The following is an 18,643-nucleotide window of genomic DNA, read 5'->3' as shown; positions in this document are numbered from 1 at the left end:
ATAATGCTCATTCATGAACGAACTCTCACCCACACGGGTATCAAAACAAAAAACGATGTACTCCACATTGTTTTTACATTTTTTGTCGATTAATATTGACTTTAGATATTTTTATTGTTATCATTAATACATGTGACGAAAGGAGTTAAAAATGGCAAATATATTAATTACTTACATAAGTCAAATGGGCTCACACCTTACAAAAGATTCTGTAACAGAATACACAATAGACGACGGTCCTTTAAAAAATCAGAAAATAACCGGTATTCTTACGAATGAGGCAGGAATAAAATATCTTCAAAAATCACTTGCTGATAAAAATGAAAAATTAGACAAAATAATAGCTTTATGCACTCAATCTGTTTTAGAAAAAACATTACCGAATTTTGACAACAAAACCACGATTGAGTATTTAAAAGATACTATTTCCGATATGGAAATTATTGAAACATCTGTTTCTACATCTGACAGCACAAACGATGTCACCAAAATAATGGAACTGATAAATGACGACTCTTCCGACAACAAAATATATATCGATATAACCGGCGGTATGCGTGATACCGTCTATACCGTAACATTGATAGGTCGTTTTTGTGAATTTAACAACATCCCTGTCAAACAAGTTATATATGCTCAGCAAAATCCCGCTATTATAAAAGACTTCTCGGCGAATTTCCGAATTCTTGACCTTTTAAACAGTATGAGCGAATTTATTTCTTTCGGAAGTGTAACAAATCTCGCCAATTATTTTAAAAACTCCGAAAATTCAGAATTAAATGCACTCATTCAATCAATGCAAAGTTTTACAAATGCTATAATATTGGGTAAAACCACAAAACTTGAAGAAATTTTGCGCACATTTAAAAATAATATAGAGGAATTCAAACAATCAAAACAAACTACATCAACAGAACAAATATTGTTATATATGACTGATACTATTCAATCTAAATTCTTCTCCGGAAAAGAAATAGACTATTTGTCAATTATAACTTGGTGTTTGGATAACAACCTTATCCAACAAGCTTTAACCCTTTATACCGAAAAAATTCCTGACTATCTTTTCAATAAAAATATACTTTCAGTTACTGATGAAAGAAAAAAAGATTTAGCAAAAACAAAATTAGACGGTTACGGATTAGCTTATTACATATTTTACAGCGATTTTATGGAACCTATTGCCGAAGATAACCAATATAATGATATGTATAAATTTATCTGCGAATATTCGGATCGCAAGAACTTAGATAAAGGTCATAAAATTGTTCAAAAATATAAAAAGAAAAATATAAACATTATAAAGGGAATTGAAAATTTTGAATTGCTATATAAAAGTATGGAAAACAAAACTATAAGATATAAACAAAGCGATATTTTTTATCAGCCGCCTAAACAGTGCAAAGCGGCTTGGGAATATTTACGCAAACATAAAAGTATTGTTAATTGGGATCAATGCAATTCTTATGATTTTATAAATTTGTTACTTGGCTATACCACAGCAGACAAAACAACTTCTGAAAAAAAAGAAACTACTTCTAAAAAGAAATTCCGCTTTGTCACAAACTTTGATACTTTCATCGAATTAACAAAAGAAAAAGGTTATAATTACAGCATAAGTGCTAAAGATATGCAAAGAATTGTGCGTGATTACTTCTTCTTCAAGTCAATTCGTAACGAAATAAATCACGCAAGTGACAATGACACGCTTTCAGATGATCAAAAAGCTTATTACAGTGAATTTTACACAACAAACTTTACAGTTAATTCACTTATTAAGGATATGAAAAGTTCTATAGATTTTATATCAAATTTATCTGAGAATTAAACACAAAAGGCAGCCGACATTATAGTCAGCTGCCTTTTAATATTCTCTGAATCCCACAAATTCAAATACAACTTGTTTACTGTATTTCCCATCAGTAATTATTTCCGTAACATTTCTTTCACTGCACGCAGTAACAACTTTTATATCACGTTCCTTCAGCAAGTTAATTACTGTATATGCAAGTGAAAATTCACCCTGGCATAAAACACACTTCGGATTTTTTTCTAAAATATCACCAACACATTTTTTTGCCATAGTCGATATTTGGCTTTTTGTATAAGTTGGCGGAACATTCGGAAACGGTATATCTAATATTTTGCCATACTGTTGTGCCTGTTCTGTCTGCTCTTTACTCCAATTTTTACTCGGATGATTTGAAAAATTTATAAACATTTAATGTCTTCCTTTATAATTCTTATTACCTCTATTTTATCACACTTACAAACAAATTTCTATATTTATGTAAAATTTTTATTTAGCAAAATGTATAATACAGAAAATTAAGGAAACAATACTAAATACTACAATGTATATGGAGGAACACAAAATGAATCAACAACAAAAAAAGGAAACAAGAAAGCTACCAAGCTTTTACATAGCACTTTGTTGCTGTGTATTGGCAATCGGTATAGCCGGTTATTTTACCGAAAGACACAATTCAGACTCATCAAGTATGCTAAGCAATGAGATAGCCGATAACAGTGGCAGCGAAGTTTTTTCGGATTCAACCGACAAATTCACATCTTCCGCTCTGAACGTTTCAGAAGATGAAACTCAAGAGGCGTCATCAGCAAATGTAGAAGAGAGTTCGGAAGTTGTATCTGATACCGAAACCGCTCAAAGTACCGACACTCAAACCGATATACCTGTTATGTCCGAGCAACAAGTACCTGTCGAGGACTATGCAGTCAACAATCCCGACGTCGACCAAACCGCAGTTATCGTATCATCCGAACAACCTGCATTTATTATGCCTGTAAACGGAAATACACTTGAAGGATATTCGGACAAATTAAAATACAACGAACAGCTTTCCGATTGGCGTACCCACAACGGCATTGACATTGCCGCCAACACAGGTTGCAGTGTACAAGCCGTCGCTGACGGCGTTATTGACGAAACAGGCAAAGACGCAATGGGCGAATATGTAATAATATCTCACGCCGCAGGATTTATAACAAAATATATGGGACTTGAAAACATTGAAAATCTTACTGTAGGTAAAGAAATAAAATCAGGCGAAGTTATCGGAACGTCAGGTAAATGTACCGGTGAAAATGTGACCGATCCGCATATTCACTTTGAAATGTCAAAAGACGGAGTTTTGGTAAACCCAACCGACTACCTTCCTCAACAATAAAAGCAAAATGAGCCTGTCGTGAACCGACCCCCAAAAGTTAGACCAAAAATCTAACTATTGGGAGGTCGGTTTTTTCATGGCAAAATATAGTTTTGAATTTAAAATGGAGGTTGTGCAGGCATATCTAAATGCTGAAGGTGGGTATAGATATTTAGCAAGTAAATATAACATTCCTGCAAAGAGGAGAATTGAAGAATGGGTACACGCATACAGAGAATTTGGTGAAGAAGGGTTAATGCGTTCGAGACAAAATAAGAAATATACTTTTCAATTTAAGCTTTCTATGGTAGAATTGTATCTATCAAGTGAGGTCTCATATCAGGAATTAGCACTATCACAAGGAATTAGTAATCCATCATTGATTGTAAAATGGGTCAATGATTTCAGAATTGCCGGACCTGATGCTTTGAGACCTAAAAAGAAAGGTCGTAAGAAAACATTGGATATAAGAGAATGTAAAAAGCCTTCTAAATATGACGGAGAAAAACCCGTGGATACAAGTGCCGAGCATGTCAAAGAACTTGAAGACGAACTACTTAAACTTAGAATAGAAAATGCATATTTAAAAGAATTGAGGAGACTGCGTTTAGAGGAGGAAACTCTTCTGAAAAAACAGCGAGAATTGTCCACAGTCTCCGAGGACAGTTCAAATTAAAAGACATTCTCGCAGTAGTCGGTTTTCCAAAGGCAACATATATGTATTGGCAAAAACGATTTGACAGAGAAAATCCTGATAAACAGTTGGAGGATGAAATCACTAAAATCCATATAGAAAACAAGGATTACGGTTACAGACGGGTATATAGAGAATTACGAAACAGAAAGATTTTTGTGAATAAAAAGAAAGTTCAAAGAATCATGCAAAAATTATGTTTCCAGGTCACATCATTTACTCGAAAAAGTCGCAGATATAATTCGTACAAAGGCAATGTTGGTAAAATAGCACCAAACAGAATTAACAGGCGATTTAATACATCTGTACCGCATCAAAAGATAACTACTGACACGACCGAATTTAAGTATTATGAGATTGACAACAAAGGCCGAATGGTAATTAAGAAATTGTATTTAGACCCATTTCTTGATATGTTTAATGGTGAAGTGTTAAGCTATGGTATAAGCAAAACTCCATCAGCGGCAAGTGTTTTATCGGCACAGAAACAAGCAATAGAAATAACATCTGATTGCCCATACAGAAGAACATTCCATTCAGACAGAGGTTGGGCATATCAAATGGGTGCATATTCCTCTGTTCTTAAAGAAAACAAAATATTTCAAAGTATGTCTCGGAAAGGAAATTGTTATGATAACTCTGTGATGGAAAATTTCTTTGGAATATTAAAGCAGGAAATGTATTATGGAACTACATATTACAGCTTTGAAGAGCTTAAAGATGCTATTGAAAGATATATAAAATATTACAACGAGAAAAGAATAAAAGAAAAACTTGGGTGGATGAGTCCGGTTGAGTATCGGCTCAACACCTTGGCTGCATAAAAATAGCGTAGCAGTCGTTAAAACTACTACGCTATAAAAAGTCTAACTTTTTGGGGTCACATCATCGACATTTTGTCGACAGGCTCATTTCTACTATCTGTTATTATAAAATGCAACATAAGATTTATATGCCATATATACGTCACTCTTTGCTGTAACTTCAAACGGTGCGTGCATTGAAAGTACAGGAACACCGCAGTCAATAACGTCCATATTAAGATTAGCAACGTACTGTGCGATTGTACCGCCGCCGCCTTGATCAACCTTACCGAGTTCGCTTGTCTGCCAAATAACTCCGTTATCGTCAAGTATCTTACCTATTTCATAAACAAATTCGGCAGACGCGTCAGAAGATTCCGACTTACCTCTTGCACCCGTATACTTCATAAGCACCATACCGCAGCCTGCAAATGCCGCATTACGTTTTTCGTATACGGATTCATAGTTCGGATCAACTGCCGCACCGACGTCCGATGACAAGCAAGCTGAATTTTCTATTGTTGTATTATAATCGGTAATTGTGCAGTTGCCGTTAATCTTTTCAAGAATTTCCGCAAGAGTCATTTCAAAAAATGCGCTAAGCATACCCGTATTACCCGTTGAACCGATTTCTTCTTTATCAACAAGGATTGCAAGTGCTGTCTTTTTAGGATTTTGAACAGCGAATATACCCTTTAATGTAGTAAATGCACACACTCTGTCATCTTGACCGTATGCACCGACAAAGCTTTCGTCAAGTCCGACATTCTTAGCCTTGAAAGCAGGTACAATTTCAATTTCGGCACTTAAGAAATCTCTTTCTGTTATGCCGTATTTTTCGTTAAGATGTTTCAAAATCGCAAACTTAACCTTTTCGCTTACATCTTCCGATTTAACAGGCATACCGCCTATAAGAATATTAAGATTTTCTCCCTCTATTCCGTCAATCATTTTCTTTGTCATTTGGTCTTTAGCCAAATGCGGCAAAAGGTCTGTCACGCAAAATACAGGATCGTTTTCATTTTCACCTATATTTAATGTCACCTTCTTACCCTCTTTTGTAAAGATAACACCGTGCATAGCAAGAGGAATTGCGGTCCATTGATACTTCTTAATACCGCCGTAATAATGCGTTTTCAAAAGTGCCATATCATTGCTTTCATATAGCGGATTTTGCTTTAAGTCAAGTCTTGGTGAATCGATATGTGCTCCGACAAGATTTACACCGTTTTTAATATCTTCACTGCCGATAACCGCAAGTAAAATATTTTTGTTTCTGTTAATCTTATAAACCTTATCTCCCGCCTTTAACTGCTTTACTGAATTAATATTCTTAAATCCGTGAAGTTCAGCCATTTTTATCGACTTTTCAACGCATTCACGTTCTGTCTTTCCCTCATCAAGAAATTCGCGATATTCGTCGCAAAGTTCAAACATTTCCTTATATTCCTGTTCGCTCAAATTCTCATACACATTTTTTCTTTTGTATGATAATTCATTAAATAACTCTTTATCTGTCATATAAATCATAACCTTTCTGTCCGCTGATAAAAATAATATACACGACTTATTGCGGACGAATAAGACGTCATTTATTTTTATTATTGACACTCATTATACCACAAATACAAAAAATAGTCTATATGAAACGAATTTCTTATTTCATATTTTTTCTTATTTGTTTTAATTCCGTGCATTTTGACCATAATGTAATATATAAAAAAGTTATGCTCTGTGCAACTCTGTCAAGTATGCAATTATGCAGATAAATATGGATTTTGTCACTTGATAAATTTATAACAACGTGATATAATATCTAATATGGATATTAATAAAAAAGACAATAATCTTATTGTCACAGGTTTAAAAGATTTTAACTTACACCATATATTTGATTGCGGTCAATGCTTTCGTTTTAATGCAGTAAGCGAAAATTCATATTTCGGCATTGCAAAGAACAAGGCGCTTTTAATATCGCAAAATGATGATGAAGTTATATTTTACGATACAACTGAAGACGATTTTAAGAATATTTGGTATGATTACTTTGATTTAAACCGCGACTACAGCGAAATCAAGAGCAGATTATCCAATGACCCGATTATGAAAGAAGCTGTTTCATACGGTGACGGTATTCGTATACTTAACCAGGATTTATGGGAGGCTGTTATTTCTTTCATCATTTCGGCAAGCAACAATATTCCGCGAATCAAAGGCATTATAGAAAGACTTTGCGAAAACTTCGGAAAACAAATAAGTTATATGGGCAAAACGTATTACACGTTCCCCGATACCGATACGATATATTCTCTTTCAAAAGAAGATTTATCGGTTATCCGTTCCGGTTTTCGTGACAAATATATAATGGACGCCGCAGACAAATTCAAGAGCGGCACTCTTACGGAAGAATATATAAAATCACTGTCAACTCCGGATGCCAAAAAAGCATTAATGACTATTAACGGTGTCGGCAACAAGGTCAGCGACTGTATACTTTTATTCGGTCTTGGCAGAGTCGACTCATTCCCCGTTGACGTTTGGATTAAACGCATAATGGAATACTGTTATTTTGACGGTGAACAAAGCATACCTGCAATATCCGCATTTGCCGAAAAGCATTTCGGCGATATAGGCGGTTTTGCTCAGCAATATCTATTCTTCTATGCAAGAGAAAACAAAATCGGCACTGAATAATCACTTTTCAGCCCACATTAAAAGTGATTTTAAGACAAGTATATCGTGGGCGGAAAGGATTTGAATTTCAGAGTGTTAGTAGATTTAAAAAGAATAGTAGCATATATATGTCCTTTCTGTTCAAATATGTCGTCAAAATCACTTTCAATATTTAATTTTTCGGGTAAAGACAAGGTTCAGCTTATATGCCCTACTCACGGCTGTCACGAAACCTGTGTTACAATAGCCGAAAAACACGATAAATACAAATTTGACATCGAATGTCCGATATGCGGTGACAACCATTCGTACACAACGACGAAAGAAAACTTTTGGAACAAACCGCTGTTAACATACAAATGTCCCGTTGCGGGAATAGATGTATTTTTTGCCGGCGAAAAAGATTTGGTTGAAAATATGCTTAACGAAAACACTGATATGTTTTCAGACATTCTCGATGAATTCGATGACGACGACAGTGATATTTCTTTTAACTTGATTTATGCAATTATCGAACGTCTGCACGCCTTGCAGGAATCACACAATATTTCATGTGCATGCGGAAGTGAAGATATTGAATTAAACATTATAAACGGCAACATTATTCTGACGTGTCTGCAGTGCAAAAAATCAAAAGCCATCGAGACAACAGAAGAAACTTTAACACGATTATTAAATGCAAAAGCAATTATAATCGGCAAATAATTTTGAATATAAATTAAATTTATATATTTATTTTATTTATTTTAAGGAGGACTTTAAAATGATAGTTTCAGCAACTGAAATGCTAAAAAAGGCAGTTGAAGGCAAGTATGCCGTAGGTCAGTTCAACATCAACAATCTTGAATGGACAAAGGCTATACTTCTAACAGCTCAGGAAAACAACTCACCTGTAATTCTTGGTGTATCTGAGGGTGCAGGTAAGTACATGACAGGTTTTAAGACTGTTGCGGCAATGGTTAAGGCAATGGTTGAAGAACTTAACATCACTGTTCCTGTTGCTCTTCATCTTGACCACGGAACATACGAAGGCTGCTACAAGTGTATCGAAGCAGGTTTCTCATCAGTAATGTTTGACGGTTCACACTTCCCTATCGAAGAAAATATCGCAAAGACATCTGAGCTTGTAAAGGTTTGCCACGAAAAAGGTCTTTCAATCGAGGCTGAAGTCGGTTCAATCGGCGGCGAAGAAGACGGCGTTGTAGGTGCAGGCGAAATTGCTGACCCTAACGAATGTAAGAAAATCGCTGATCTTGGCGTTGACTTTCTTGCAGCAGGTATCGGTAACATTCACGGTAAGTACCCTGCAAACTGGAAAGGTCTTGACTTTGACGCTCTTGCAAAAACAAAGGAACTTATCGGTGACCTTCCGCTTGTTCTTCACGGCGGTACAGGTATTCCTGCAGATATGATTCAAAAGGCAATTTCACTTGGAGTTGCAAAAATCAATGTTAATACAGAGTGTCAGCTATACTTCCAAGAGGCTACAAGAAAGTATATCGAAGAAGGCAAAGACCTTGAAGGTAAAGGTTTTGACCCAAGAAAACTTCTTGCTCCGGGTTTTGAGGCTATTAAAGTTATTGTTAAAGAAAAGATGGAACTTTTCGGTTCAATCAACAAAGCATAATTTTAGTAATGAACAAACACCCCTTATCATACTATTTGATAAGGGGTGTATTTTTATGATTAAAAAGTTAAAAATTTTCTCGGTTGTAATATTCGTTTCTCTGCTTTACTGCGGTATTCTCGGAATTGTTTTCAATTCCGTTTCAAGCGTTCCCGTTCTTTCGGTGAATATTTCCGACGGTGTTGATATGCCTATTATTATGTACCACAGCGTATTGAAAGACACCGATTTATCAGGGAAATACATTGTCACTCCCGACACATTGAAAAACGATATTAATTTTTTGAAAAATAAAGGCTACACCTTTGTTTCTGCGCAAGAATTAATCGACTATACTAACGGCACGTCCAAACTTCCCGACAAACCCGTTATGCTCACATTTGACGACGGTTTTTATAACAACTACGGTTACGTTATGCCTATACTTTCAGAGTATGACGCAAAAGCGGTTATTTCTGTTGTGGGAAGTTATACCGATGAATATTCCAAAAGCAATATCGCAAATATGACATACGGTTATGTACGTTGGAGCGAGGTTTATGATATGTTTATTGACAAGCGTGTTGAAGTCGGCAATCATTCCTACGATTTTCATTCAAATAATCATGGCAGAAACGGTTCAAAGCGTAACAGTGGAGAAAGCGAAGATACATACAAGAATATATTTGTTGGCGACACGCAAAAAGCCCAAGACAGATTTATGACAAAAACAGGCTTTGCACCGATTATATATACATACCCTTTCGGTGCTTACAGTGAAGAAACCACTGATATGTTAAAATCAATGGGATTTAAGATGAGTTTAACTTGTAACGAAGGAATTAATCATATAACCGATGCCGATTCATTGTTTATGCTAAAAAGATATAACCGTCCAAGCGGTATTTCCACCGCTGACTTTTTTGCAAAAATGGGTATAGACTAAAAAATTAAGCAAGGCAAAGCCTTGCTTAATTTTATTACTTATCGTCTTTATTCTCTTTTGCGTCTTTACTCTCTTTTCTTGTAAGCATATAATACTCTACCGCTTCATACTTATCAAGAGCATTTGAAGTATCTTCATCTCTGCTTACCCAGTTGCCGTCACTGTCGTAATGTCCCATTGCATTTATTTGCGGTACATCATTTCTTACCTCTGATGTAAAGTTTTCAATTTCATTCTTCGGAACATTCGCCGTATCAAGCAACAAGTCTGACAAATAGTTAGGACTTGTCTTTAAATCATCCTGACTTTCTATATCGTAATTCGCCCATATAACGAACGGAATTTTATATCTTTGTTGCAATTCCTCAGTTGATAATTTTGACAAGCTTTTTCCGTAAAGTTCCTCATAAAATTCCTGTTCAACAGCAGGCTGATGGTCACCGAACATTACAACGATTGTCGGCTCGTCATAATTTTTTAAATATCTGACTAATTCTTCAAACGCTTTGTCACTTTCTTTTATAAGTGACAAATACTGTTCCGCCTCTTTGTAATGACCTTGCAAATTTGAAATTGTTACAGTCGGGAATTCTCCGCCGTCATATGTGTATCCGCCGTGATTTTGCATTGTAACATTGAATAAGAACATCTTTTCGCCCGGCTTTTTATTTTCAAGCCGGTCTGTTACAAGTTTAAATGAAGTTCTGTCGCTCACATAATAACGAACATACTCAATATCATCTTCGTCCATATATTTTTTGATATTATCAAAACTTATGAATTCATCAAAGCCCATAAGCTCATAAATCTTTTGTCTGTTCCAACATCTTCCCAAATACGGATGAACGGCTACGCTCTTATATCCGAGTTCATCAAGATGTGACGGAAGTGAGAACGGATATTGTTTTGACACATATTGAAGATATGGGACCGAACCTCTCGGCAACACGCCCATTGAAAGTCCCGTCAAAAATTCAAATTCGGTATTACAAGTATATCCGCCGAACGGTGACACCAACAGTTGACCTTTTATCGTATTCTTAGTCATACTGTGTATAAACGGCATATAATCTTCACTCGTCTGAAGGTCACCGACAACGTTCAAATCCGAAAAGCTCTCATTCATTATCGCAATGATATTCGGCATTTCTTCTTTGTCAACAGTCGTTTGTTCCTCACTGTCGGCATTACTCAAAAGTGCCTGTACGTCCTCTTCCTTATATCCTTTAGGCTTGCTAAGCATCATTTTTCTTACGTTAATATAGAAACTGTATAACGAGCCATGCGTATTATTGGCGTGATACTGGTCGTACACATCCATTGATGAATCAGTAAAATCTATACATGACATTGTTATTATAAATGCAAGTGCAACTGCACCGCCGCTTAAAGAAAATATAAGATTTTTATGCTTAAACTGCGGTTTAAACGAAAATTTAGCGATTAATGTTATAACCAACACCACTATAACCGTTGCAACAACAATCGGGTATCTCAGCTGAAATGTGTAATTTTCCGCTACCTGTGCCGCCGTACCGATTGCAAGAAAGTCACTTGGAATTATCGGTGTGCCTCTTAAAATATTTACAACGAAGCTTGACAAGTTGAATAAGTACGCAACAAGATTTGTTACTATTGCCGTCCATTTCATACTTCTTGTAATCGCAAGAAGTATCGCCATAATCGCGACATAGAACATAATATTTATAAAGTATATTCCAAACGAATACTCTGCCGCCCCCGACAATATCATTCCCACCTGCATACAGAAAAACGGTGTCAGAGCAAATATGAATATCGAAATTGCTTTATAAAACTTATCCGATACATTTATTTTAACAGCGACAAGTGCCCATACTCCTATCACCAATATATATGACGTGAAATACATAAATCCGTCAAACTTTCCGTCTACGCTGAAAATGTTTGTATTTACGCTTATAAACGTCCATAAAGCCATTGCCAGCACGCTCGCAAATAAAACACGCGGCCATTTACCAAATGAAATCATTATTAATTCTCCATCACAAATTATTTTTTTCTATTGTAACATATGCTATATATTTATTCAAGCGTGAAAATATAACTATTTTTCCTTTATAATCTCAATCGCTTTTTGAAGTTGAGTATCTTTATCATGCTCAACCATTGACGCATACATATCTTTATATTCGTCAGGCATATCAACCTCAACATCAGGCTCAATGCCTATTCCGTGTATGCAAGTGCCGTTAGGTGTATAATATTTTGCAACGGTAAGCGACATTCCCGAGCCGTCATAGAACGGAAGTACGCTTTGCACTATTCCCTTACCGTAACTCTTTTTACCTACAACTGTTGCCTTGCCGTAGTCCTTTAACGCACCCGTAAACACTTCAGACGCACTTGCGCTGTTTTCGTTTATAAGTATCACTATCGGAATATCAAGATTTTCCGCATCCGAATTATAATCAGTTCTCTTGCCGGATTTTGTTTCGGTGTATGTTATAATACCCTCCGGTAAAATCATATCTGCCATATTGCAAGCCTCGTCAAGCACACCGCCCGGATTATCACGCAAGTCAATAATCATTTTGCTCATACCGCTTGACTGAAGTTCAGTAATCTTATCTTTAAATTCGCTGAATGTACTCTTTTCACCGTTATCCGATGTTGTATTGAAACCTGTCACACGGATATAACCTATATTGTCGTTAAGCATTTCACCGTCTACGGAATCGGTTGCAATATCATCTCTTGTAACCGTTATGTCAAGTTCTTCTTCACCGCGAAGAATTTTAATATCAACAGTCGTTCCTATCTCTCCGTTTTTGATATTGTCAACCGCTTCTGAAAGCTTATCGCCGCTGTATTCCACACCGTCTATCGCCTTTATAATATCGCTTGGCTGTATTCCCGCGTTATATGCCGGACTGCCCTCAAACGGTGCGACAACTTCTATTTGATTATCGTCATTCACTCCGACTATTACTCCTATCCCGACATAGCCGTCTTGGATATTGTCTATATATGAAGAAAACTCGCTTTGAGTGTAGTAATGCGTATACGGCTCGTCAAGTCCGTCAACATATGCTTTAATCGCATCATCTCGAAGTTTTGTTTTGTCAAAATCATACAAATAGTTACTGCTAAGCATATTTTCAACTGCCGTCATTTTATTTGAAAAGGCCTTATTCTCGTCCTTGCTCGGAAGATATATCGCAATTCTGTCCTTTACAAACGATGTTAAATTGACGCTGATAAAAGCAGTAACAACAGCTGTTATCAATGCCGTCAAAACTATTTTTTTCTTATCAGACATATTTCATTGCTCCTTAAAAACAAAAATATAGGGGTGTGGTTTACACACCCCCAAAAAATCATTATCAGATTTTCATTGAATTTGATTCAAGATACTTATGCACCATCATTGCCACTTTAAATACGATAGCCTGGTCAAACTTTCTCAAATCAAGACCTGTCAGTTTATAAATCTTTTCAAGTCTGTATACAAGAGTATTTCTGTGTACGAAAAGCTGTCTTGATGTTTCGCTGACATTAAGGTCATTTTCAAAGAACTTATTTATTGTCAAAATTGTTTCGTCATCAAGAGTTGATATATCCCCCTTCTTAAACACCTCTTGCAAGAACAATTCACAAAGTTTTATAGGCAACTGATAAATAAGTCTGCCGATACCCAAATTATCATAATTCAGAATATACTTTTCTTCATCAAACACTTTACCTACTTCAAGTGCAATCTGTGCCTCTTTGTATGCATTATTAATCTGGTCGATATTATAAGCAACCGTACTTAAACCAACGCATACTGTAAGCATTGTTTCCGCATTTACCGTATCAACAATAGCTTGTGCCGTTTCTTCAAGTTTTTGAGAATTTTCAACTTCCTTAAGTTCCTTTATAAGCACAAGATTTTTTGTATCTATATTGATAACAAAATCTCTCTCTTTATCCGGGAACATATTTCTAAGCACATCGTAAATACCTACTTCACCCTCGTCAAGCACCTTTATATAGAAAACTGCTCTCGGAATATCTATATCAACATGAAGTTCTCTTGCTTTTTGGTGTAAATCAAAAGAAAGAAGATTATCGAAAATGATATTTTGCATAAAATTGTTCTTGTCATATTTTTCGTCATAATAATGACGTACATTATTTGCTGCAACAACAATGGAATTACAACAATACTTTGATACTTCATCAGTGCCTTCAACATATACAACATATTCGGCATACGGTTTATTTGACATTGAACGAACTGTATATCCGTCCTTAAAAAGTAATTTATCATTGTTTGTAGCCGCATATACAAGATTTTCTATAATATCGCCTGTCGGTTCACCGCCGTTATTTGCCAAAACCAAGCCATGCGAATCCACAATACCGAATTTCTTTGGAAAAACATCAGCCATTTGCGTTACAATATTTTGAAATGCCTTGCTTATCATTTTCATTCCTCCAATTTGTTTATTTATAAATACAAATTATGCTATTATATTCTTCTATTATTATACACGAAATATGTCAAAAATGCAATAGCAGACGGCAATTTTTTTATTAATTTTCAGATTTAATCACAAAAATCGAGGCTTTTTGCCCCGATTTTTGTATTCTGCATTATACATATTTTCTAAGCTGTTTTAAAGCACTCTTTTCAAGTCTGGAAACTTGAGCCTGCGATATACCGATTTCTTCCGCAACCTCCATTTGTGTACGGCTTTGAAAAAATCTTAAATTCAAAATATGCTTTTCCCTTTCGTCAAGATGTTTCATTGCTTCACTCAACGCAATATTTTCAAGCCAGTTTTCGTCAACATTTTTAGTGTCTTTAACCTGATCCATTACATAAATAGCCTCGCCTCCGTCGTGATATATCGGTTCAAACAGTGATACCGGATCGGCTATTGCGTCAAGTGCAAACACAACGTCCTCTTTCGGCAAGTCAAGCTCTTTTGCTATTTCCGATATGGTCGGCTCTTTTGAATTTTTACTTATAAGCCGTTCCTTGACGTGCATTGCTTTATATGCTATGTCTTTAAGAGAACGGCTCACGCGGATAGAATTATTGTCACGCAAATATCTTCTTATTTCACCGATAATCATCGGCACGGCATACGTTGAGAATTGCACATTCTGACTTAAATCGAAATTATCTATCGCCTTTATCAGTCCTATACATCCGACTTGAAACAAATCGTCAACGTTTTCACCTCTATTATTAAATCTTTGTATAACGCTCAGTACAAGTCTTAAATTGCCCTTTACAAAAGTTTCACGCGCCTGTAAATCGCCGTTCTTGATTTTTATAAATAACTTATTCTTTTCCTCTCTTGAAAGAACAGGGAGTTTTGACGTATTCACCCCGCAGATTTCCACTTTGTTCGTCATATCTTTTTCCTCCTTGATTGAAAACCGCTTTATTGCGGTTATGTACAAGATATGACGATAATATGTATATTCAGCACATTTTGGCTATTTCTTTTTTCAATCTGCCTATTATTCTTTTTTCAAGTCTGGAAATATATGATTGCGATATACCAAGCATATCTGCAACTTCCTTTTGCGTTTTTTCCTTTCCGTTACCGAGTCCGAATCGTAACCGCATTATCTGTTGCTCCCTTACAGACAGTTTTTTCATCGCGTCAATAAGTAGTGCCTTGTCAACCTCGTCCTCTATATTTTTACAGATAACATCATTATCCGTTCCGAGTATATCAGAAAGCAAAAGTTCATTTCCGTCCCAATCCACATTAAGCGGCTCATCAATAGAAACCTCACTGCGCATATTTGAATTTTTACGAAGATACATTAATATTTCATTTTCAATGCACCTTGACGCATACGTTGCAAGCTTTATATTTTTAAGCGGATTAAATGTATTTATCGCTTTTATCAAACCAATCGTACCGATTGAGATTAAGTCCTCAACATATATCCCCGTATTTTCAAACTTTCTTGCAATATAAACAACAAGCCTTAAATTTCTTTCAATCAATGTAGCCTTAACACTCATATCACCGTTTGCAAGCTTTTTCATAAGTGCTTCTTCCTCGTCTTTTTTCAATGGCGGCGGCAATGTGTCACTGCCTCCGATATAAAAGACTTCCGCATTTTTCAGAGGATTTGAGCCGATACAAATAAATTTTGAACTGATTTTTCTTAATAATTCCATTTCCTTTAACTCCTTCATAGTAAGCCTGCATTAATCAATGCGTGATATTCTTCATTATTTGAAAGTCTGCTGCCGTACAAACCTATAAATGTTTTATCTATTGTTTTATTTTCTTCCGGTATGTTTATCTCATCTGCCAAAAAAGCAAACAGAACATCGGACGAATTTCCCAACGACTTAAACGGTACTGCCCACAATTTCATATCTTCGATATAATTTTCAATATCCGAAAATTCTATTTCGGTATCAAACAGTTCTTTTGCAGCTTCCCATTCAAGTATGCTTACATACTTACCCGTTATAGGCTCTTTAAGTAAATTACCGCTGTCAAACAATGCAGAAACAGTTATAGTTCTGTCATTATGTGTCACATTCAGTATATAGTATTTTTTATTTTTTCTGTTTTTAAACATCTTTACAAAGAAAATCATCATAATGCACGATATTCCAAGCGATACGGCAAACACCTTTGAATTAATATCAAAATATACAATGCCGTTGTTGATTGCCATACCGATTGTTTTACCCGTAAGCGATACAAGCATTATCATTACAAACATCATTATACCGCCGAGCATTACAAACCATAACATCTGATTTAGTATGTTTTTGCGTTTTTCAAAATAGGCTGTTGTTATCATCAAAAACATCGCCACGCATCTCAGCACATACGAAATCCACATCGGCATTTCTATACAAAATATAATCGCCGAACTTATTCCGCCGATTACCGCCGCAACGGCTAAACGCAGCTTTTTTATTTTCACCGTATTAACGAACTTGCCGAGAATGTATAACAGCACATATGAAAATATGAAATTAACAAAAAATATTACATCGGCATATATCTCCATATTGCTCACCTCTAAAAAGTATTATACTCCATATACTGTAAGAAAAATGTCAAAGTCGGTTGTCGAATAAAAAAAATGTTTCGACATATTTTAGTCGAAACATTATAATAAAAAAAACTGCCTTTCCCAAATAGGAAAGACAGTTCATTTTAAAGACAAAATTATTGCGGAACATTAATATCTTTTAATGTTATCATTATTCCCTCGGCAATACCTTGAGCAGCTTTATATTGATATTCGTCGGTAGTCATATTATAAACTTCCGTAGGATTTGTTATAAAGCCAACTTCGGTAAGTGCCGCAGGCATTTTACAGCGTTTTGTAACTGCGTGTTCGGCAGTTTTAACGCCTCTGTTTGTTGAACCCATATAATAAAGCATCCTGTTTAATATATTGGTTGCAAGCTTTTCGCTTGTTGTGCCGTAAGCGTTACCGTTATTTGAATCTGCATAATATACTTCAGTTCCGTTAGCATTCGGTGCATTGTCAACGGAATTGATATGTATACTTACAAAAACAGCAGCATTTTCAGCATTTGCTTGAGTAGGACGTTCAACCAATGACGGCAACGTATCGCCTGTTCTTGTCATTGAAACGGTATAACCGGCGTTTTCAAGAATTTCTTTTACTTTGTACGTTATTTCAAGAGTCAAATTCTTTTCAAGTACCACATTACCGTTAGAATAACCAACCGCGCCTGAGTCACTTCCTCCATGACCTGCGTCAAGCACAATCAATTTGCTTGAATCGGCAGTAATTGTCGAATTGTTGTTTGAATTTCCGTTGTTTACAGTCGGCTTCGGTGTCGGTGCGGCCGCCTTTGTTTCAACATTTATAACAACAGTATTGTTTGATGTTTTTTCAATATTGTATTTTTTTAAATTTGAAATATCTACAACAACTCTTGCTCTTTCGTCATTGTCGCCCATTCTTACAGATGTCACACCTGCTTTGTTAACGCTTAGTGTATCACCTACGCCGTCAAACTTCATTCCTGCAAAATCCACAACAACTCTTTCCGGTGAACTTAATGTAAAATCGGAATAACTTGAAATATCGGCATTAGATGTAACTGTAACTTTAATGCTGTTATCGCCTGTAATGTCATATGAAACGTTTGTTATTTTTGTTTCAACCGACGGTGTATAACTTGCACTATCATCCGAATTATCAGGCTGAGGAACTACATCGTCAATACTCGGTTCTTGATTTTCGTCCGAAATAACATATCCGTCCGAATCAATCAAAATCGCTCCGTCCTCCGAATCAAATTTTACATCAAGACCTATCGTTTCACTTATAAATCTTACGGGAACCATTGTTTTTGTTTCACCGCCTACCTTTGAGATAAGCTTTGGTACTACATTGTCGGGTATATTGGTTTTTTCACCGTTTATGTACGCAACATTATCATTAATTCTCATAACCACATCATATTCATCACTTGAAACTTCAATGGTTTGAGTGTCATTAATGTAATTTACCGTTGCACCCACTTCCTCAAATATTTCTCTTACCGGTACAAGTGCTCTGTCATTAAATATAATCGGCGAAAGCGGCGGATTGATTAGCTGATTGTTTACAACAAGCGCATAAATCTCTCCTTTATACTCGTGTGTTCCACCGTCATATTCAAGCATCATAGTCTGTGCCGATGCGAAACCTACACTGCAAAACAAAAACATTACTATCGCTATAAGTGATACTCTTAATTTTCTCATTTTG

General features: G+C 35.8%; 16 protein-coding genes and 1 CRISPR repeat array (1 of these 17 running past the window's edge). Of the genes, 7 read left to right on the top strand and 9 right to left on the bottom strand.

The features are described 5' to 3' along the window. Window positions 1-47: direct repeats of the CRISPR family, unit length 32 nt (it extends 385 nt beyond the left edge of the window). A gap of 104 nt (window positions 48-151) precedes the next feature. Then, the gene (locus ACSAMO_RS12875) at window positions 152-1,828 is read left to right on the top strand and encodes a TM1812 family CRISPR-associated protein (RefSeq protein ID WP_499209456.1); all 1,677 of its coding nucleotides are present in this window, start codon (window positions 152-154) and stop codon (window positions 1,826-1,828) included. Window positions 1,829-1,864: 36 nt separating this feature from the next. Here the strand turns inward: ACSAMO_RS12875 and ACSAMO_RS12870 are convergent, their stop codons facing one another. Then, on the bottom strand, window positions 1,865-2,221 hold the full coding sequence (locus ACSAMO_RS12870) for a hypothetical protein (RefSeq protein WP_499209455.1): 357 nt from the start codon (window positions 2,219-2,221) through the stop codon (window positions 1,865-1,867). Between the two features lie 154 nt (window positions 2,222-2,375). Here ACSAMO_RS12870 and ACSAMO_RS12865 point away from each other — a divergent pair, with 154 nt between their 5' ends. Together ACSAMO_RS12865 and ACSAMO_RS12860 are read left to right on the top strand one after the other, a co-directional pair. After that, window positions 2,376-3,188, top strand: coding sequence for a peptidoglycan DD-metalloendopeptidase family protein (locus ACSAMO_RS12865; protein WP_482489899.1), 813 nt, complete (start codon window positions 2,376-2,378; stop codon window positions 3,186-3,188). Between the two features lie 76 nt (window positions 3,189-3,264). Then, a protein-coding gene (locus ACSAMO_RS12860) for an IS3 family transposase (protein ID WP_303693311.1) occupies window positions 3,265-4,685 on the top strand; the annotation gives its coding sequence in 2 pieces (ribosomal slippage) (window positions 3,265-3,787 and window positions 3,787-4,685; 1,422 coding nt in all). Window positions 4,686-4,778: 93 nt separating this feature from the next. Here the strand turns inward: ACSAMO_RS12860 and ACSAMO_RS12855 are convergent. Next, a complete protein-coding gene (locus tag ACSAMO_RS12855) occupies window positions 4,779-6,185 on the bottom strand; it encodes an aminopeptidase (protein ID WP_499209454.1) in 1,407 nt (468 codons plus the stop codon). 300 nt (window positions 6,186-6,485) lie between these two features. Between ACSAMO_RS12855 and ACSAMO_RS12850 the strand changes: the two genes are divergently transcribed. From ACSAMO_RS12850 to ACSAMO_RS12835, 4 genes are read left to right on the top strand one after another with little or no spacing between them, the layout of a single operon-like run. Continuing rightward, window positions 6,486-7,358 carry a DNA-3-methyladenine glycosylase family protein gene (locus tag ACSAMO_RS12850; protein ID WP_147515047.1) on the top strand — a complete coding sequence of 291 codons (873 nt, stop codon included), beginning with the start codon at window positions 6,486-6,488 and terminating at the stop codon, window positions 7,356-7,358. 60 nt (window positions 7,359-7,418) lie between these two features. After that, on the top strand, window positions 7,419-8,042 hold the full coding sequence (locus tag ACSAMO_RS12845) for a hypothetical protein (RefSeq protein ID WP_147515048.1): 624 nt from the start codon (window positions 7,419-7,421) through the stop codon (window positions 8,040-8,042). A 58-nt stretch (window positions 8,043-8,100) separates the two neighbouring features. Then, window positions 8,101-8,964: a class II fructose-1,6-bisphosphate aldolase gene (gene fba, locus ACSAMO_RS12840; RefSeq protein WP_499209453.1), complete on the top strand. Its 864-nt coding sequence runs from the start codon at window positions 8,101-8,103 to the stop codon at window positions 8,962-8,964. Between the two features lie 55 nt (window positions 8,965-9,019). Beyond that, a complete protein-coding gene (locus ACSAMO_RS12835) occupies window positions 9,020-9,889 on the top strand; it encodes a polysaccharide deacetylase family protein (protein WP_499209452.1) in 870 nt (289 codons plus the stop codon). 34 nt (window positions 9,890-9,923) lie between these two features. Here the strand turns inward: ACSAMO_RS12835 and ACSAMO_RS12830 are convergent, their stop codons facing one another. From ACSAMO_RS12830 to ACSAMO_RS12800, 7 genes are all read right to left on the bottom strand, one after another. After that, the gene (locus ACSAMO_RS12830) at window positions 9,924-11,900 is read right to left on the bottom strand and encodes a sulfatase-like hydrolase/transferase (RefSeq protein ID WP_499209451.1); all 1,977 of its coding nucleotides are present in this window, start codon (window positions 11,898-11,900) and stop codon (window positions 9,924-9,926) included. 75 nt (window positions 11,901-11,975) lie between these two features. Next, window positions 11,976-13,190 (bottom strand): S41 family peptidase, encoded by a 1,215-nt coding sequence (locus ACSAMO_RS12825; RefSeq protein ID WP_499209450.1) that lies wholly within the window; start codon window positions 13,188-13,190, stop codon window positions 11,976-11,978. Between the two features lie 64 nt (window positions 13,191-13,254). Further along, entirely contained in the window at window positions 13,255-14,340 is a 1,086-nt protein-coding gene (locus ACSAMO_RS12820) for a PucR family transcriptional regulator (protein WP_022229222.1), read from the bottom strand. 169 nt (window positions 14,341-14,509) lie between these two features. After that, window positions 14,510-15,280, bottom strand: coding sequence for an RNA polymerase sporulation sigma factor SigG (sigG, locus tag ACSAMO_RS12815; RefSeq protein ID WP_022229221.1), 771 nt, complete (start codon window positions 15,278-15,280; stop codon window positions 14,510-14,512). A gap of 70 nt (window positions 15,281-15,350) precedes the next feature. After that, on the bottom strand, window positions 15,351-16,064 hold the full coding sequence (gene sigE, locus ACSAMO_RS12810) for an RNA polymerase sporulation sigma factor SigE (protein ID WP_337870275.1): 714 nt from the start codon (window positions 16,062-16,064) through the stop codon (window positions 15,351-15,353). Window positions 16,065-16,078: 14 nt separating this feature from the next. Then, a complete protein-coding gene (locus ACSAMO_RS12805; protein WP_499209449.1) occupies window positions 16,079-16,918 on the bottom strand; it encodes a sigma-E processing peptidase SpoIIGA in 840 nt (279 codons plus the stop codon). 161 nt (window positions 16,919-17,079) lie between these two features. Continuing rightward, window positions 17,080-18,639, bottom strand: coding sequence for an N-acetylmuramoyl-L-alanine amidase family protein (locus ACSAMO_RS12800; protein ID WP_499209448.1), 1,560 nt, complete (start codon window positions 18,637-18,639; stop codon window positions 17,080-17,082). Window positions 18,640-18,643 lie beyond the last annotated feature (4 nt).

This window comes from Ructibacterium sp. SJQ-7, assembly GCF_054696575.1.
The sequence above is the reverse complement of the archived record's forward strand: the minus strand, read 5'-3'. Positions and strand labels throughout refer to the sequence as shown.

Bases quoted from the DNA above. Each gene is read 5' to 3' on its own strand.
- ACSAMO_RS12875 (WP_499209456.1), top strand. From the start codon at position 152: ATGGCAAATATATTAATTACTTACATAAGTCAAATGGGCTCACACCTT.
- ACSAMO_RS12870 (WP_499209455.1), bottom strand. From the start codon at position 2,221: ATGTTTATAAATTTTTCAAATCATCCGAGTAAAAATTGGAGTAAAGAG.
- ACSAMO_RS12865 (WP_482489899.1), top strand. From the start codon at position 2,376: ATGAATCAACAACAAAAAAAGGAAACAAGAAAGCTACCAAGCTTTTAC.
- ACSAMO_RS12855 (WP_499209454.1), bottom strand. From the start codon at position 6,185: ATGACAGATAAAGAGTTATTTAATGAATTATCATACAAAAGAAAAAAT.
- ACSAMO_RS12850 (WP_147515047.1), top strand. From the start codon at position 6,486: ATGGATATTAATAAAAAAGACAATAATCTTATTGTCACAGGTTTAAAA.
- fba (WP_499209453.1), top strand. From the start codon at position 8,101: ATGATAGTTTCAGCAACTGAAATGCTAAAAAAGGCAGTTGAAGGCAAG.
- ACSAMO_RS12835 (WP_499209452.1), top strand. From the start codon at position 9,020: ATGATTAAAAAGTTAAAAATTTTCTCGGTTGTAATATTCGTTTCTCTG.
- ACSAMO_RS12830 (WP_499209451.1), bottom strand. From the start codon at position 11,900: ATGATTTCATTTGGTAAATGGCCGCGTGTTTTATTTGCGAGCGTGCTG.
- ACSAMO_RS12825 (WP_499209450.1), bottom strand. From the start codon at position 13,190: ATGTCTGATAAGAAAAAAATAGTTTTGACGGCATTGATAACAGCTGTT.
- ACSAMO_RS12820 (WP_022229222.1), bottom strand. From the start codon at position 14,340: ATGATAAGCAAGGCATTTCAAAATATTGTAACGCAAATGGCTGATGTT.
- sigG (WP_022229221.1), bottom strand. From the start codon at position 15,280: ATGACGAACAAAGTGGAAATCTGCGGGGTGAATACGTCAAAACTCCCT.
- sigE (WP_337870275.1), bottom strand. From the start codon at position 16,064: ATGGAATTATTAAGAAAAATCAGTTCAAAATTTATTTGTATCGGCTCA.
- ACSAMO_RS12805 (WP_499209449.1), bottom strand. From the start codon at position 16,918: ATGGAGATATATGCCGATGTAATATTTTTTGTTAATTTCATATTTTCA.
- ACSAMO_RS12800 (WP_499209448.1), bottom strand. From the start codon at position 18,639: ATGAGAAAATTAAGAGTATCACTTATAGCGATAGTAATGTTTTTGTTT.